At 33.2% G+C, this 17,758-nt stretch carries 9 protein-coding genes and 1 pseudogene; 5 read left to right on the forward strand and 5 right to left on the reverse strand.

Translation table 11 applies throughout. The features are described 5' to 3' along the window. Window positions 1-15: 15 nt before the first annotated feature. Entirely contained in the window at window positions 16-888 is an 873-nt protein-coding gene (locus tag D1869_RS13535) for a bifunctional 2-dehydro-3-deoxy-phosphogluconate/2-dehydro-3-deoxy-6-phosphogalactonate aldolase (protein ID WP_156015592.1), read from the reverse strand. Between the two features lie 34 nt (window positions 889-922). Here D1869_RS13535 and D1869_RS13540 point away from each other — a divergent pair, with 34 nt between their 5' ends. Further along, window positions 923-1,720 (forward strand): DMT family transporter, encoded by a 798-nt coding sequence (locus D1869_RS13540; protein WP_156015593.1) that lies wholly within the window; start codon window positions 923-925, stop codon window positions 1,718-1,720. Between the two features lie 4 nt (window positions 1,721-1,724). Here the strand turns inward: D1869_RS13540 and D1869_RS13545 are convergent, their stop codons facing one another. Beyond that, a complete protein-coding gene (locus tag D1869_RS13545) occupies window positions 1,725-3,230 on the reverse strand; it encodes an APC family permease (RefSeq protein ID WP_156015594.1) in 1,506 nt (501 codons plus the stop codon). A gap of 144 nt (window positions 3,231-3,374) precedes the next feature. On the opposite strand from D1869_RS13545, the gene cutA reads away from it, so the two are divergent. From cutA to D1869_RS13560, 3 genes are all read left to right on the forward strand, one after another. Further along, a complete protein-coding gene (cutA, locus tag D1869_RS13550) occupies window positions 3,375-5,567 on the forward strand; it encodes a glyceraldehyde dehydrogenase subunit alpha (RefSeq protein WP_156015595.1) in 2,193 nt (730 codons plus the stop codon). Window positions 5,568-5,658: 91 nt separating this feature from the next. After that, window positions 5,659-6,888, forward strand: a complete 1,230-nt coding sequence (locus D1869_RS13555) for an NAD(P)/FAD-dependent oxidoreductase (protein WP_221267151.1) — start codon at window positions 5,659-5,661, stop codon at window positions 6,886-6,888. Between the two features lie 3 nt (window positions 6,889-6,891). After that, window positions 6,892-7,743, forward strand: coding sequence for a helical membrane plugin domain-containing protein (locus D1869_RS13560; protein ID WP_156015597.1), 852 nt, complete (start codon window positions 6,892-6,894; stop codon window positions 7,741-7,743). A 566-nt stretch (window positions 7,744-8,309) separates the two neighbouring features. On the opposite strand, the gene D1869_RS13565 is transcribed toward D1869_RS13560, so the two are convergent. From D1869_RS13565 to D1869_RS13575, 3 genes and pseudogenes are all read right to left on the reverse strand, one after another. Further along, entirely contained in the window at window positions 8,310-9,185 is an 876-nt protein-coding gene (locus D1869_RS13565; RefSeq protein ID WP_156015598.1) for an aldo/keto reductase, read from the reverse strand. Window positions 9,186-9,654: 469 nt separating this feature from the next. Further along, window positions 9,655-11,713 (reverse strand): annotated as a pseudogene (locus tag D1869_RS13570) (xanthine dehydrogenase family protein molybdopterin-binding subunit). Between the two features lie 308 nt (window positions 11,714-12,021). Beyond that, window positions 12,022-13,077, reverse strand: a complete 1,056-nt coding sequence (locus D1869_RS13575; protein ID WP_156015599.1) for an AAA family ATPase — start codon at window positions 13,075-13,077, stop codon at window positions 12,022-12,024. A 568-nt stretch (window positions 13,078-13,645) separates the two neighbouring features. On the opposite strand from D1869_RS13575, the gene D1869_RS13580 reads away from it, so the two are divergent. Continuing rightward, complete coding sequence (locus tag D1869_RS13580) at window positions 13,646-17,515, forward strand: protease pro-enzyme activation domain-containing protein (protein ID WP_156015600.1); 3,870 nt, start codon at window positions 13,646-13,648, stop codon at window positions 17,513-17,515. Window positions 17,516-17,758: the final 243 nt, after the last annotated feature.

Below are 17,758 nucleotides of genomic sequence, written 5' to 3' on the forward strand. Positions count from 1 at the left end.
TATTGTTTTTCTCTTTTACGAAATAGCACTTTCTATCTCTTTCTTTATGGGCTGAATCTCACTCAGCAAGGCTTTAACTTCATCCTCTTCTAAAGGAAATATAGGACCTCTAGGATAACCAACATCATAGCCTAAAAATTCCTTCACTAGATAGTAAATGGCTGATAGCTGTCCATACTTTCTACTTATATCAAGGGCCTTGTTTATCAATTTCTGTAATTCTATTGCTTTACTTACTTGTCCAGAGATAATGTAATCTTTCATCTTTTTCATTACATGAGGTAAGTAGTTTGAGGCTGCAGTTACACTTCCATCTAATGAAGTCAGTGAATAAAAGACTAAAGAATCAGAGCCATTATATACTTTTAAGTTAGGCATTAGAATCTTATACTCCAATGAGTGGGAAAGATCTTGATTAGTATCCTTTAAACCCGTAATTAAGTCCTTCATTTGATATACTATCTTTGCAGAAATATCATAACCAGTCGCTAAAGGATAATTGTAAATGTATAGCGAGTGGGGAGAGTAGTTAGCTATTGTAGTAAAGTATTTTAGTAAGAACTTTTCTGGTAATCTTGGAAAATAGAAAGGTGGATAAGAGGCTATTCCGACGATATCAAAATCTTTTGAAGCCTTAACTAGTTCAATTACATCATTTATATTTAGGCTACCAACTTGAAATATTACCTTATTTGTAACATCATAGATTGCCTTTAAGGTTGTAAGCTTCTCTTCTTTCGAAAGTGCCGGTCCAAGTCCTGTAGTTCCGTTAACGAAAAGTAAGTCAATTCCATTATCTATTAAGAATTTTGCGTGTGTTTTTAATTTCTCTACGTCTATTTTACCTTCTTTAGTGAACGGAGTAAGAATAGGTGTTACAATATCCATACTTAAAATTTTGAACACTCCTTAAAATACCTAAATGAACAAATATTATGTTCTTTTGATCGCTGGAGGAATTACTTTTGGTACTGCATCAATCTTTATTAAACTTTCTAACATGACTCCTGGGGCATTAGCATTTTTTAGATTCTTTATTGTCGGTCTCATATTCTCTCTTGTATCTAGAGTAAATTTAAGAAAGATCTTAAAATATTCTCCATTTGGGTTTCTCTTGGCATTACATATGATAACATTTATTATCAGCGTCTATACTACAACAATAATTGATGCTACAGTACTAGTCTCTACCTCACCTTTCTTTGTAATTTTATTATCCAAGTTCACAAAATTTAAGAATACAATTAAGGACATTGTGGGAAGTGTAATAGGTTTTATAGGTGTAGCATTGATAAACTATCCGCTAGTATTAGGATATCTGGTAGGTAATATAATAGCTATCTTCTCTGCATTTTTAATTGCACTGTACACGGCTCTTCTTAGCAGAGTTGAGGAAGATTCAATCTCACTTACATCAGCAATATACTTATCTTCATCACTTTTCACATTTCCACTATTTATAGTTCAAGGTTTTGGAAAAATTGATTTAACATCAGTTCTCTCATTACTGGGTTTAATCTTTCTACCAACATTAATAGGACATACATCAGTTATAGTCGCATCTGGAAAAGTTAAACCGCAACACATAGAGATAATAGGATTATTAGAGCCAGTAACTGCTTCAATACTAGCCGTATTTATTTTCCATCAAATTCCCACAGCCTTTCAAGTAATGGGTTCAGCCCTAATACTTTTCTCTGTAGCATATATAATGACTTAAAAAATTACTCTGGAGGAATTTCTTTATAAATCATGTTAAGATCTATTCCTTTCTTCTTATTATATAAATAGGAGACTACAAATACTACGATAGAAAATACCAGTGTTCCTATCACGAAAGCTAAAGTTATTGGGTTTGGCGCACCGTTACTATTTACGAAACCGAAATCTGGGTTAGTTGCTGAGACATAGGTCAGATACGAGAAATAACCCGCGGTGATAACTCCAATAGGTACTAATTGGGTTACATTATTTTTAATCCCATGAACAATACCCGCAATACTAACTATCAAGAAATATAAAGCTCCTAAAACAGTTGCTCCGTATAAAGCTAATGCATTTTGCGACCCTATAAATACTATAACCCCTAAGAAGAATCCAGTAGCAAATAGATCTAGCAAATGGGTAAAGATAGGGCTACCGTTTTTAGTTACGTTCGTTAGCACGGATGGGAGTACTCTATCAAAGGCCATTGCAAATATGTATCTTGAGAAAACTATTGCACCATATGCTAATATGAATACTTCCCAAGTAATTAGTCCAATCCCAATTATCCATTGTAAAATCTCATTACCTGCAAGACCTATTGCGGCAGTCCAGAAAGTGAAGATAAAACCATTATTAATATACTGAGCAGTTACAAAATTATATCCACCAGCATAATACATTACACCATAACCAGCTGTTACTATTATAAACGTTAAAATAAGACTTATAAACACGTTATACTTTAGCGAATTTTTACCCTTAATTTCTGCTGCAATAGCTGGACCAGCCTGCATCCATGGGAATGTATACAGAGCTAAGAATGGTAACATAAATAGTGTTGCCCCCCAACTAAAAGATGGTCCAGAATATGAGGCAACACTTCCACCTAATGCCGAAATAACCTCACTACTTTTTGTCACAAAATCGCTTGTATTAGCTAAAATTACACCCATCGCAATAATAGTTGTTGAGAGTGAAACAATTCCTAATATAGATATTAGTGAATAACCCCATTTTGCCCTTACGATATTAATAGTTATAATTATGGCGAATATTACAAAACCTAAAATAAATGAGTAGATTGGTTGAGTCAATATACTACCTAGATTTATAAGCCCCTGGTTTGAATTTATTGTTCCAATCTCGCTAAATACTGTCTGAATTGCTGATGATGCGAAAAATGCTGTTAAAGCGAAATACGCTAATGACTCAATCATTAGTGATAATGCCATTACAGTACCTATACCACCATTAAGTATTCTAGAAATCCAAACATAATCTCCACCAGTTCTTGGAATTTTAGTTACAAAATAGGTGTAAATATAAGCTTGTGGTAAGGCGAATAAAAATCCTATTAAAGTGGCTATAAGTAAATTAGAACCGGGTTGAACATAAGGAGTAATTGAAGTGAATAATGCCAAACCGGCCGACATATTTCCTATATTTAACATAATGACATCGAGGAAGTTTACTTGTTTGATTAGCCCCGAACTCTCTCTTACGAAAAGATGTGATTTTTCCATAAATCTCCGTTTTTACTAATCTCTCCCATAAGTTTAAAAATTTTACTTATCTGCATAAACGTGTTACGAAATCTTGCTCTTTTTTATTTACTTGATTAAGTAAAAAGGCAAAATTTTTATGCAATGTATGATTTTTCATAAAATGTGTACGTTGGTCAACGCGTTAAAAGAAAAGAAGACCTTAAATTAATAACCGGAACTGGTAGATATATTGATGATATAGAAATTTCAGGGAATCTTTATATAGCAATTTTAAGAAGTAATGTTTCTCATGCTAAATTAAAGAAAATAGAGTATAATGATGCATTAAAATTGAACGGTGTTTATGGAGTAATAACCGGTTTAACAATTCCAGTTGAGAATAGACCAAGAAACTTTCCGATGGCAAAAGACGAAATCTTGTATATGGGACAACCTATAGCAGCCGTTCTGGCTAAAGATAGGTACGTTGCTGTTGATGCTCTTGATTATATTTCATATGATTATGAAGAATTACCAGCCGTTATAGACCCAGAAGAAGCTATAAATAATAAGGTAAAAGCTATAGAGAATTACGATAATGTAATTTATAAGAAGACTTATTCTGGTGGAAATGCCGAAGAAGCTTATGAAAAATCTGACGTAAAAATTGAGGAGAAATTAGTAATTTCAAGGGTTTACGCCGCACCGATGGAACCTAGAGGATTAGTGGTAGATTATCAACAAGATAGATTAACAGTATATGCCTCTACACAATCTCCACACTACATGAGATCATTCTTACTTTCAGCATTCGGAGATAAGATAAATGATATTAGAGTTATTCAAGCAGATGTTGGAGGGGCTTTCGGTTCTAAACTTTTCCCATATCCAGAAGATTATATAGCTGTATTCGCGGCGCTAACTTATAAGAGACCAGTTAAACTAATTAATACTAGAAGAGACGATATACTTTCAACATATCATTCTAGAGGGCAAATACATAAAGTTAAGGTTGGTGCTTCTAAGGATGGTAAAATAAATTCGATAATAGATGATTTAATCATTGACCTTGGTGCTGCTTGGCATGGTACATACTTAGCTGATATTCCAGCAACACTAATTACCGGTCCTTATGACATTAAGAATGCTAAAGTTAATGTGTTTGGTGTTTTAACAAACAAGACTCCTCTTGACCAATACAGAGGTGCTGGAAGACCTGAAGCGGCATTTGTTTATGAGAGAATAATGGATATTGTTGCCGATGAATTAAAGATTGATCCAATTGAATTGAGGAGAAAGAACCTAATTCAATCGACACCTTACAAGAATGTTATGGGTTTAACATATGATAGTGGTGATTATAATGCTTTACTTACTAAAGCTGAAAGTTATTATAGAGAAATGGAACAAAGAGCGGAAGAATTAAGAAAACAAGGAAGGAAAGTTGGTGTTGGTCTTTCATTTTATATCGAGCAAAATAACTTCGGCCCTTGGGAGAGTGCATCAGTTAGACTTCTTTCTAACGGAAAAGTTGAGGTTGTAATAGGTGCTGCACCTCACGGTCAAGGCACGGCGACTGGAATAGCTCAAATAGTGGCTGATGAATTAGAAATTAATATTGATGATGTTGAAGTCACGTGGGGTGATACTGATAAAATATCTAATGCATTTGGAACTTATGGTAGTAGAAGTCTAACATTGGCTGGTAATGCAGCACTTCTTGCAACTAGAAAATTAAAAGAAAATATAATGAAGTTAGCCGCACAATTCATGAAGAGTGATGTTGAAGAACTGCAATATAAAGACGGTAAAGTGTTTAACCCTAAGACTGGTAAGTCAATGACACTAAAAGAAATAGCCAGAAAAGTTACAAGCAATCTAGGTGGAGTTTGGAGGTATAAAGCTGAACCTACATTAGAGGCTACAGCATCTTTTGGGTTTGATAATTATACATTCCCGTATGGTTCACATATAGCTATGGTTGAAGTTACTGAAGAAGGAGTTATTAAAGTGTTAGACTATGTTGCTATAGATGATATTGGTGTTGTTGTTAATCCGATGTTAGCTGAAGGTCAAGTACATGGAGGGGTAATTCAGGGATTTGGAGAAACAGTTCTAGAGCAAATTGTTTATGATAATAACGGTAATTTATTAACATCAACCTTTGCAGACTACTTAATTCCATCAGCTATTGAATCATTTAATATGAAATGGTTCTACATGGAAATTGGTAAATCAAGCGCACCATTACCAGCAAAAGGAATAGGTGAAGGTGCTACAATAGGAGCTCCTCCAGCGTTAATTAGAGCTATAGAAAGGGCAATAGGTAAAAGATTAACTACCTTACCAATAAAAATGGAAGAATTAAGTAAATAATGTCTTTTTACTGGTTAAATAATCTTCTTTGAGAATAACTTAAAAAATTTTATTACATAAATTTAAAAGTAATGAAATCGCACTCTTATTTATGCCAAAAGTTTTAGTTTTGGGTGCAAGGTTCGGAGGTTTAACAGCAGCATACACATTAAAAAGATTAGTCGGAAAGGCCGCAGATATCAAAGTAATAAATAACAGTAGATTTACTTATTTTAGACCAGCATTACCTCATGTATCGGTTAATTATATGGACGTTGAACAACTAAAAATTGATTTAGCACAAGCGTTACCAGAAAAGGGTATTCAATTCCAAGAAGGCATTGTACTTAAGATAGACGCTAGAAATAATAAAGTAATATATAGGAAAGCCGATGGTTCAGAGACAGAAGAAGAGTACGATTATGTTATTGTTGCAATAGGTGCTCATTTAGCTACTGAATTGGTTAAAGGTTGGGATCAATATGGCTATAGCGTATGTGAACCAGAATATGCTGTAAAAACGAGAGAAAGATTAATGAATTGGCAAGGTGGTAATATAGCAATAGGATCTGGATTCTTTTATCAGGGACACAATCCAGCTCCAAATGTTCCAAAGAACTTTGTTCCTAATGCAGATGCAGCATGCGAAGGACCAGTATTCGAAATGAGTCTAATGTTGTCTGGGTATTTTAAGAAGAAAGGAGTATGGAATAAGACTAAAATTACAGTATTCTCTCCTGGTGAATACTTATCAGACCTATCACCAGCATCAAGAAAGACCGTAGCTGAAATTTATAAGAGCATGGGAATTGAACTAGTTCACAATTTCAAGATTAAGGAGATCAGAGAGCATGAAATTGTAAGTGAGGATGGAAAGACTATTCCCTCTGACTTAACAATATTAATTCCACCATATACTGGGAATCCTGCACTAAAGAATTCAACTCCAGATTTAGTTGATGATGGTGGTTTCATACCCACGGATTTAAACATGGTCTCCATTAAATACGATAATGTATATGCAGTTGGTGACGCTAACTCATTAACAGTTCCAAAATTAGGTTACTTAGCGGTTCAAACTGGAAGAATTGCTGCACAACATTTAGCTAGGAGATTAGGGTTCAACGTAAAGATTGACAAATATTATCCGACAATCGTATGTGTAGCAGATAACCCATACGAGAATTTTGCAATTGCAGTTAAAGATGATACATGGTATGGTGGAAGTGTAAGTGAAGCAATACCTTCAACCGCAAATCACTTAAAGAAGGAATTATTCACAAAGTACTTCCTCTGGACTAAAGGAGATATGGCACTAGAGAAGTTCTTAGCGAGCTGGTGAAGGATGGAAGAGTTACAACTTGACAAACTTTTATCAGAAGAGAACTTATCAACATTAAATAAACTACTTTCAATTTTTTCTGAAGCAGAAAATAAATATGGTTTACTTTCATTGGTTGAAGGTGCTGTTAGTGATGAAGAATTAATAGGAAAGGTACTAAATAGTGTGGTTACTGATACTACCCTAAATCTATTGCAGAAATGGAATAACATAACTAAAATGTTAGAAACTTTAAGCGATGAAGAAACGCTAGGAACTTTTTTGCAGACACTTGATTTAATGAAACTTCTTAACAAGAGTGGGATATTAGATCCTATAAAAGGGATTTTACAAGATGAAGAAACGCTAGGAAAAGTGATGTCAGCATTAGTTAATGATAATACGCTTAATTTACTCAGTAATTGGAATAACTTATTAAAACTTCTTGAGGTAGTTTCTAGGGAAGATGTAATAAATAACGTAAGTGAATTGATGGACTTATATAACAAGTTAAAGTCTCTCGGATTAATAGATGTTTTGAAGGGAATTGCTGAAGATGAAGATACTATTGGTAAAGTTATGAATGGAATAGTTAATGATTTTACAATGAATCTTTTAGCTCATTGGAATGAGATTATTAATGACCTAAGTAAATTTGACTTAACTAACTTTAAGTACTATACTCTTTTAATTAACGAAACTGGTGAAGCATTAAAAGAAGAAAAAATAGAAAGGATTACGCATTGGTGGCAATTTCTAGGACTATTAAAAGATCCAGAAATTCAAGTAGGTTTAGGGGTTGTAATTGCAGTATTAAGACATATAGGAAAATACCATATGAAATATATTGATCAAAATCATTCTACTACTTCATAATCTTTTTATAACAAATTCAAAGTGTTATAAATCTGGTTAAAAAGTAATGAATTTTATAATCTTTTTACGATTTTAATTATACTTAGTCAATCATACTGACTTATACCTTTCTACACTATAGTCATATAAAAAGGAACTTAAAAACTGGTCTAAAAATTAGGACTTAGGTCCAACCTTATATGTGTATTACATAATCTACCTCTTAAAAAGAATATTTGGCTGTTAACAATATTTGCCTCATCTGTTAACAACCTTGAATTAAAGTATTGATTAGTTTATGTGTTCTGAAAGTTCTTCTAGAGGTATGGAAAATTAAGTAAGAACAATACATTAGAGGCTGAAATAACTGTTGGGGTTGATTTAAATCGTATCGCCTAGGATGTGAAAATTGTTGTTCTGATTGATAATCCTAATATATTAATTGGAACTTAATCTATCAAAAACGAAGAATTTATCAGATAAATTTATAGTGTAGATAGCATCTATACTAAGTTATAAACTCTCTTTTTCCCTATAAGACACTATAAAAACCATATTTTATATTGAGAGAATTTACTTTTTAATAATTAGGTCCATGGTCGCATAGACTTCAACGCACTAATAAACTTATCTAGAAGATAATTTCTCTCCCTAAAATGATTATCTATCGCCTTCCAATCTTCTTCAGACAGCCTCCAGCCCATTGCTCCTGCGTTTTCTTCTACATGATTTGTCTTAGATGCTTTCACTATAGGTACTAGATTATTACGCGATATGTACCAATTTAATGCTACTTGAGTAGCAGTTTTATTATATTTCTTACCTATATTGGCAAGGAATTCATTTTTAGATAATATTCCGTTTTCTAGTGGAGTGTAAGCCATGTACATTAAATCATTTCTCTCAGCATAAGCTAAAACACTTCTTTCATCTCTTCTGTCTAATAGACTGTAATGATTTTGAATAGCTACCAACTCATATTTGCTTAAGCATTGTTTGGCACTTTCTATTCCTTTTACGTCAAAATTACTTAAACCAAAAAATCTTATTATACCATCATCGACTAACTTTTCAAAAGCTTTCATAGTTTGGCATATTGGAACTCTCGGTGGAGCATGTAATAAGTAAAGATCTACATATGTTCCTAATCTTTTTGAACTATTCTTAGCAGATTTTAAGACCTTTTCATAATTAGCGTGGCTAGGCCATACTTTAGATACTATAAATAATTGCTCTCTATCAAAACTTCTTATTGCTTGGCCAACAAGTTCCTCAGCATGGCCATTACCGTACATTTCTGCCGTGTCAATTAAAGTTATACCTAACTCTATTGCCCTTTTTATAATACTTATCCATTCATTATCCTTATCGTGAGAAGCATACCAGTAGCCCCCACCAATTCGCCATGTTCCAAACGCTAGCGATGATACTGTAAAATATTTAAATTTTTTCACATCATACATTAATAAATATATTATAGGTAGACTATAAAAAGTATAGTTTATAAAGTGCGATGTAATACAATGGCTCCTTGAAATTATACGAATATTTTAAGAATCAGAATACGCAAGGAATATTAGCCTGCATCAAATCTCACTTTCATCCCTATTAAACGGAGTAAAGTGCATATAATTAATTTATCTTAAACTTTCGCTTAGATGTTTTTACTTAATTATGAAATTTTCATATCTTATTAACGTGAAATTTTTATATAATCTATCAAATTTTATTATTCCTAGTAAAATTGATATTAATAAATTACGTTACTCCGCATAAGCTAAGAATTTCAGAATGTACAATAGAATTTAGCTTAGACTAGAGAGTCTGTAACTTAATAATTGATTAAACTTTATGAGTAAAGTGATATAATCTATAAAATAATTTTAAACTTCTAAGAGCATAAATAAATTAGAAGTATTAAAAAACAATTTTTTATATAACAATCCATGGGTCTATTGGTGTTACGTTAAACTTTTTCTTGGCCGCTTTTTCAAGGGCTATAAATATTGCTGGTAAGGCTCCAGTAGTTCCAGCTTCACCTACTCCTCTACTTCCAGATAGTAGTTGAGAGGGATACTCTACGTAGTCTTGATTTATCTTTAGCGGTGCTTCAAGAGTAGTGGGTACTCCACAATCTGCTATTGAAGCACATAATGGAATTCCTCTTTCATCATATCTCATTGCTTCAATTATAACCTGGGAAGCTCCTTGTAGAATTCCTCCAATAATTTGACCTTCAATTTCTTCTTTATTAAGAACTTTGCCAACATCGTCTACTGCATAATAATCTATAACTTTAGCGAAGCCTGTCTCCTTATCTAGATCTACAACTGCTACATGAGCACCAGGAGCAAAAATATCATCGGCCTTGTAAAATATCTCAGCACTTACTCCTTCATATTTTATTAAATCTTCTTTGTTTAGCGACTCTTTACCTAGTTTTTTCAATAATTCTTCAGCAGCTGCGATTACTGCTGACCCTCCTATTGTTCCTGCTCTAGATCCAAAACTCCCTATGCCCTCTTTTACGGTTTCAGTACTCCCTGTAACTACTTCTATCATACTCTCATCTATTCCTAAAGTTTGTGAGGCTAATTTTTTAAACGTACTACTATAAGCTTGACCATGAGGTCCCAAACCTAGACTAAAGTAAACTTTACCGTTCTTAATTTCAACTTTGGCCCCCTCACCTGGTGATGTTCTTACTATCTCTGTAAATACTACTAAAGATACCCCTTTATCTTTATATTCTTCTTTTGCCTTCCTATAATGTTTTTCAGCTTTATCTAAAACTTCATGATATCCTGCTGGGTCTAATCTATTACCTAGAGGTGTTATATAACCTTTATCATCGACAAGGTTCTTCCTCCTTATCTCTACTGGATCCATTCCTAATTCCTCAGCCAAATCCTCAACTAAAGTTTCATGAATTAGTGCCGCTTCTGGTCTTCCAGCACCTCTATAGAATCCCATAGGTGGTGTATTAGTAAACACTGACATAGCTCTAATTGAAGCAAACTTTAATTTATAAGGTCCATTAGATAACCTTGCTACAAACAATGATGTAAAGAAATTTAAACCGTAATCGTAAGCACCTATGTTAGCTACTACTGTTCCTTCAATCCCTAATATTTCTCCATCTTTCGTAGCATATAACTTCATATCAGAAACTTCTCCTCTACCTAGTGATTGAGTATTTACTAACATTTCACTTCTGGTCTCAATCCATTTAATAGGTCTACCTAATTTTAACGAAGCTATTGCCGCTAATACATATTCTGGGTAACCTCCACTTTTATTACCAAATCCGCCTCCTACATTAGGTGGAGAGTAAACTCTAATTTTCTCTGGAGGTATACCTAGCACTTCTCTCAAATCATTTCTTACTCCAAAAGGAGCTTGCGTAGAAACATATACGTTTAATACATCATTATCCCACCAACAGATTATTCCTTTAGGTTCCATTGGGTTTGAAACAATTCTGTGTTGTTTTATTTTTCTTCTGACTATTACGTCCGCCTTACTCTTAAGGGATAGATCCCCTCCTTCTAAAAGCTGATCTATTGAGATATTACTCCTTAATCCTGGATGTATAGGTTCTTCTTTTAATGATTCTTCTACGTCCACTATTGGTTTAAGTTCTTCGTAATCTATCGAAACTTCTTCTGCTACATCCTCAGTTTCATATCTGTCCTCAACAACAAATGCTAAAAACTGGCTGTCCGACAAAGTTAACCCTACCATCAGCTAATACGGGCATTCTAGCTACTTGTGAAGTTCTAGCTAGATCCGGAAATAGCCTTGCTGGCATATAGGCTTTAACGTCATCCCACGTTAAGGTCAATAATGCGTGTTGTGGTTTAGATATACTTTTTATTATACCTCTAGCTATTGGTGATCTAACAACGTGAAGATATGCAACGTTTTTAGGATTAATATCATCTATATAAGTGGATTTACCAGTTATTATTGGTAAATGCTCTTGAAGCATAAAAGTTAGTATGCAAACGAATTAAAAAGCCTTCTTCACTAAAAGTTAATCTTTAATTATAATGGAGGCTGAAGATAAGATTTTCAGTAGGTTATTACGATTGTAAATTCAGGTTGTTAGAGTCATAGCATATGGTGTCTCTTATGTGAAACTAATTTTTCCGAAGTAACGGTTTAGTAGTCTATTCGCTATAAGAAAATAATTTATACTAGAATGACTACACACTCATGCACTCTTAAAGAAATTAAAGCTAACTTTAAATATGAATTGCATTATTGTTTACACTTTAACATCTAAAGTTAGTTCCATTAACATCTTAAATCAGAGATTTCTCCCAATAATTTGTCTGCAATTATATATTCTTTATCCTCCTTGATTAGAAAGGAGTATTCTAATAAATTATTCACGATATCTCTCACTGTTCCGTCATTTATTTCCCTACCTTCTAAAGCTTCCAGAGAGTTTTTAATATCCTTCCATCTACATCCTTCCTTACATGTTTCTATAACTTTCACATACCTTCTCTTATCTCTTCCTCCCTCTTTTAGGAAATTACAAAACTCCCTGGAAAGGAGTTTTTTAGCGTACTTTTTGGTATTGACTATTGCCTTCTCCTCATCTTTAGTTTTTATATAAACGTAACCAAAATAAGTTAGCCATCCAGGATTTCCTCCTAGAATGTCGTATACCCTCTCTTTATCTTCGAAATTTATCCTTTGTTCTCTAAATCCTTCTTCCAAAAATCTTATTGCAGTTTCCTTATCAAAAGGTTTTATATTAATTTCTATGTGAGTTCTTCCGAAAAGTGGAGATTCTTCGTCTTGGAGTTTTAAAAATTTATCCTTTACTCTTACTTCAGACCCGGTTATTATGAAGTTGAGTTTCTTTAAATTATCAAAAGCATAGGCTATTGAATAGAGGACGTTATAGCCTTTAAGCTTTATCAATTCTTGTGCTTCATCAATTACTATATATACTGTTTTACCTTTTTCTTCACCCCAATCATTTAGAGAGGAGAAGATATCTGAAAGTTCCACTTTATCTCTTCCCCAACTAAAATTTACCGAAATCCCCATGATTTGTACTCCTCGTATCTGGAGATGTGATATGAGATCTCTATTTTTCTTTACAATTCTATTTATCTCCTTTTCCAATACTTGAATAAAATCCTTATATACAATATATTCCTTATTTTCAAATCTTCTCATATCAAGGAAAATATAAGTAACTTTTTCCTCATTTAAAACAGATCTAACCAAAGATGTTTTTCCAGTTCTCCTTAATCCCATTATAACAATTAAAGGAGAGTCTAGTGAATTTTTAAGTAATGAGATTTCATTTTCTCTGTCAAAGATATCTTTCAAATTATCTTTAGGTCTAGGATCAAATAACGTTTTACTTACCCCCTAGCAAGTAACTTACCATCTCCCAAGTTTATAAATATTTCTCTAATGCAGGAGGACAGTGTATCAGAAATTTTAACGCTCACCACGTCGAGAACTTACTTTTTTATACAATTAGTTAAATTTTCTTGTAATGCTAAAAATATGATAAAAGATTTCTACTTATAGTATCATGAGATGGTAATTTCCCTTATATAATTTTGCTATTAATCTGTAGATCTTTTTTATAATTTCAAAATTCGAATAAGAATCAAGATTAATAATTATTATATAACTTTATAATTATGTAGGTTAAGGAAGATACTAAGTCCACATTTTCCCTTTTATAAATCCATTTTCTAGATGTTAAATTATCTCAAGTGAAATTTTGCATTTTAGTATGGCAATTTTAGGGCTACAATTCTACTTTACTAAATTAGAAGAAGTAGTTAAACTTAAAGAAAGTTACTTAATATTTTGTTTTTGCTAATATTGGGTATAAAATCGCTATTATGGAAAAATTTATAAAGGTAAAAGTATATTACTAAGCATGCAAAATAAGGCGTTATTTCTATCCCTCCTTTTCATATTATCAATCCTAACTCCACTATTAACGGTAACACAAACAGAATATATTCCTCCAACTCAATTAAATGGCTTTCATAAAATAGGGAGTTTACCTAGTAATGAAAAAGTAATATTTACAGTATATATTCCCCTTAAGAACTTAGGGCTTTTATATTACTACGCTTATGCTGTTTCAAACCCCTCATCGCCACTATATCATCACTTCTTAAATAAGACACAGATCGAAAGACTATTTTATCCTACTACAGAATATGAACATGTTTTACAGTATCTAAAGGAGAATGATTTTAATATACTATTTACCGCTTCAGATTCAGTAATTGTAGCTGAAGGAAGTGTAGCTCAAATTGAAAACACACTTGGTGTAAATTATGCAGTGTATTCTAACGGTTCACTTACATATTATACCGTTTATGGAGTTCCTAAACTACCAGTATATGTAGTATCTAATAATTTAACCACTATATTCTTTAATCATCCAACGACTTTAATAACTCAGAAAAACCTAGAAAAATTCTATCAAACTGTTAATCAAACATTTTCAATTGAAGCATACTGGCCAACAGCATTACAAAAAGTGTACAATTTAACTTTCTTGTTTAATAATGGTTATAAGGGGCAAAACTACACTATTGGAATTTTGGACTTTTATGGCGATCCTTACATAGCACAGCAATTAGCATATTTCGATAAAATAACTGGGTTACCAAATCCACCAAACTTCACAATAGTTCCCATTGGTCCTTATAATCCGAACCTCGGAATATTAACTGGTTGGGCTGGAGAAATTAGTTTAGATGTTGAAATTGCACACACAATGGCTCCTGAAGCAAATATAACCTTGTATATTGCCAATCCCAATTTACCTTTATCATCGGTAATTGCTTACATAGTTTCACAAGATAAAGTTGATGTACTTTCTCAAAGCTTTAGTATACCAGAATCGTCCTTCTCCTCATTTTTCAATGGTGAACTATTTTACTCATGTGTAGTCTTAACTGATGAATACTATGCCATGGGTGTTACAGAAGGGATAACATTCCTAGCAAGTAGTGGTGATGCTGGAGGAAGTGGTTATAGTAATGGACCTATTGGCACGGTAGGGTATCCTTCAGTATCTCCTTATGTAATAGCAGTAGGAGGTACAACAACATACATACAATTCCCTAATGGTTCATATTATCAAACAGCTTGGTCAAATTACGGATTCGTTCCAAACTTCGTAAATTACGGTGGTTCTACGGGTGGAATAAGTATTGTTGAGCCTAAACCTTGGTATCAATCTAGCTTATCTACACCCGTAACATATCCAAACGGAAGAGAAATTCCAGATGTTTCTGCAAATGCAGATGTATTTCCAGGGATTTATATTGTATGCTCTGGTAATGTAACTGTAATTACTGGAGGAACAAGTGAAGCTTCACCATTAACTGCTGGTGCTTTAGTCACTGTTATGAGTTATCTCCACAAAAAATTAGGTCTAATTACTCCAACGCTTTATATGATTGCTGAAAATTCTTCCTTATATAATAAAGTGTTCTATCCAATAACTTTTGGCTACAATATACCATGGACTACAAGTTATGGTTACAACTTAGTCACAGGTTGGGGAACGATAAACTTCGGTGAATTGGCAACTACTTTACAAACACTTAAACCATCGCCAAGCTTATCGATAGTTGTTAACGTTTATAATACTACTGGTGAAACTCCAGAAGAGTTCTTCCCTGGAGAAGAGATGTTGATTACTGCAAATATTACTTATAGTGATGTTTCAGTAACTTCTGGAACCTTCTTTGCTACTATAGAATCTGTATATGGTAATACAACAACTGTTGAATTAGCATATAATCCTACATCAAAAGAATGGACAGCAACAGTAACTCTACCATCAACAGCTATTGGTGTTATATTTGTTTATGTTTACGGCTCATCAGATGGAATTAAAGGATTAGGATATTATGAAACATTCTCTGGGTATTATGTACAGTTCCTAAATCCAGTTACTAGTGTACCTTTTGATAGTAATGTGACTCCAGTGATAGAGGCTGAAATATGTAACGTCTATGGAGTTCCAGCCCCTACTACTCAGTCTTTTACCCTTACCTTATACAGTTATAATATTACGACAAATTTGTTTGCAGATGTAGGCGGAGTAACGTTAACTTATAATCCTCATATAGGAGCCTGGGTGGGAATACTATCATCTTTACCTTCTGGAGTAATCTTGGCTGAAGCTAATGGCGCTTATGGTTTTGATGCCTTTATGAATGGAATATATCTACAAACAATGTTTATATTACCAGATGTAATAGTTGAACCAGGTGCGGTTGGAGGAGGGCAAGCTGTAGTTATTGAAGGTCTGCCAGAGCCACCATTATCAGTAGCATTAACTAATCCTTTAACTTATAATGATATACTGTACGGTTCTAATATAACTGCAAAGTTGATAAGTCCAAGCGGCGAAGTGGTCAGTGAAGCTAGAGTATTATTTAACCCAACAATTGATGCCTACGAAGGTTACTTACCAGTACCTAAAAATGTTCAAGCGGGAGTTTATACGATAATTCTTAATGCGGTTTATGACTCATATACATTAGGAGAATATATAACTGGGCAGTTTTATGGTCAAATATATGTCTCGCCGGCGTATAATGTTCCACAAATAGAAACCGTAAGATATACTTACGGAGGAGAGACGATTAATATTTACGCTAATATAACATATCCAAACGGAACTGAAGTGAAATTTGGAATGTACTCTGCTGATGTTTATCCAACTATATTATCTAGTGAGTATTCTACTATAAGTAACTTAATTCAAATACCATTATGGTATAATCCCTCACTAGGCTTATGGGTAGGTAATGTAACTTTACCATCATCATACTCTTTAGGTAATCTGACTTACTTTGCTACAACTTACTTTGGAGTACCATTCGATATTCTAGTCACTGGAGTATCCGCCGATGGAATCCCGACAACAACAAATATATCTGCTGAACATACATTCTATGTTTTACCATATACTCAAATTAAAGGAAAAACGATTGATCTTGGACAAACTTATAACGCTTACCTTGTTGATGATACAATAGAAGGAAATGTTACCTTAATGAATGATATACTCTTTAATGATACAATAGAAGGTCATGTAACTATTATAAACTCTAATGTCTCATTAGTTTATGTTAAGGATAGTAGTATAACTATCGTATCCTCCACGGTTAATAGTATATACGCTTATAGCTCTAATGTCTCATTAGTTGGGACTACTGCAGAATTTTTGAACTTAAGTTCAACCAAACTTACTCTAATTAACTCGAAAGTGATCAGTATAACACCCTCATTACCACTTATAACAATTACATCACCTAAACCAAATTCAAACGTAACCGGTACAATTACAATATCTTACACAATTACTGGAACGGATATATCTGAAGTTGAAATACTGTTAAACGGTCAATTAGTAAAAACATTTGTGCCATCTACATCGCCTATAATAGGCAATTACTCAATAAATACCGCTATGTATCCAGATGGGACATATAACATTACTGTCGTAGCTGTACAAAATGACGGTCTATCAAACAGTTCATCAGTAATGGTTAATTTCGCAAATCAGTTATCATCACTAAGTGCAGCGTTAAGTAATAATGTGAACTCGATTAATTCTCACATATCTTCACTAGGAAATACTTTAAGCAGTGATGTCAGCACACTAAATAATAATATAAGTAGTGCAAAGACTTATGCACTAATTGGTATCGTATTAGCTATAATAGGTATAATAGTTGGTATTGTAGCGTTAGTAATGAGAAGAAGGTAAAATAATTTTCTTTTTCTTTCTCCTTAAATATTCATTGTAGATATATAATAGTCATCTGAATAGTAAGCTCTCAACCAAGAAAATTTTACTTAATAATAATTAAGAATTTATCTTTAGTGATTCCATGATAGCTAATTTACACAAACTTAGAATACAAATTATTATTTCTGAAGAACTACATATGTATTTCTAAAAAAGCCTAATACTCAGATTGCTATATTCTTCCTTAATAAGACTTGGATT

Origin of the sequence: Sulfurisphaera ohwakuensis, from assembly GCF_009729055.1 — an archaeon.
Taxonomy (GTDB): Archaea; Thermoproteota; Thermoprotei_A; order Sulfolobales; family Sulfolobaceae; genus Sulfurisphaera; species Sulfurisphaera ohwakuensis.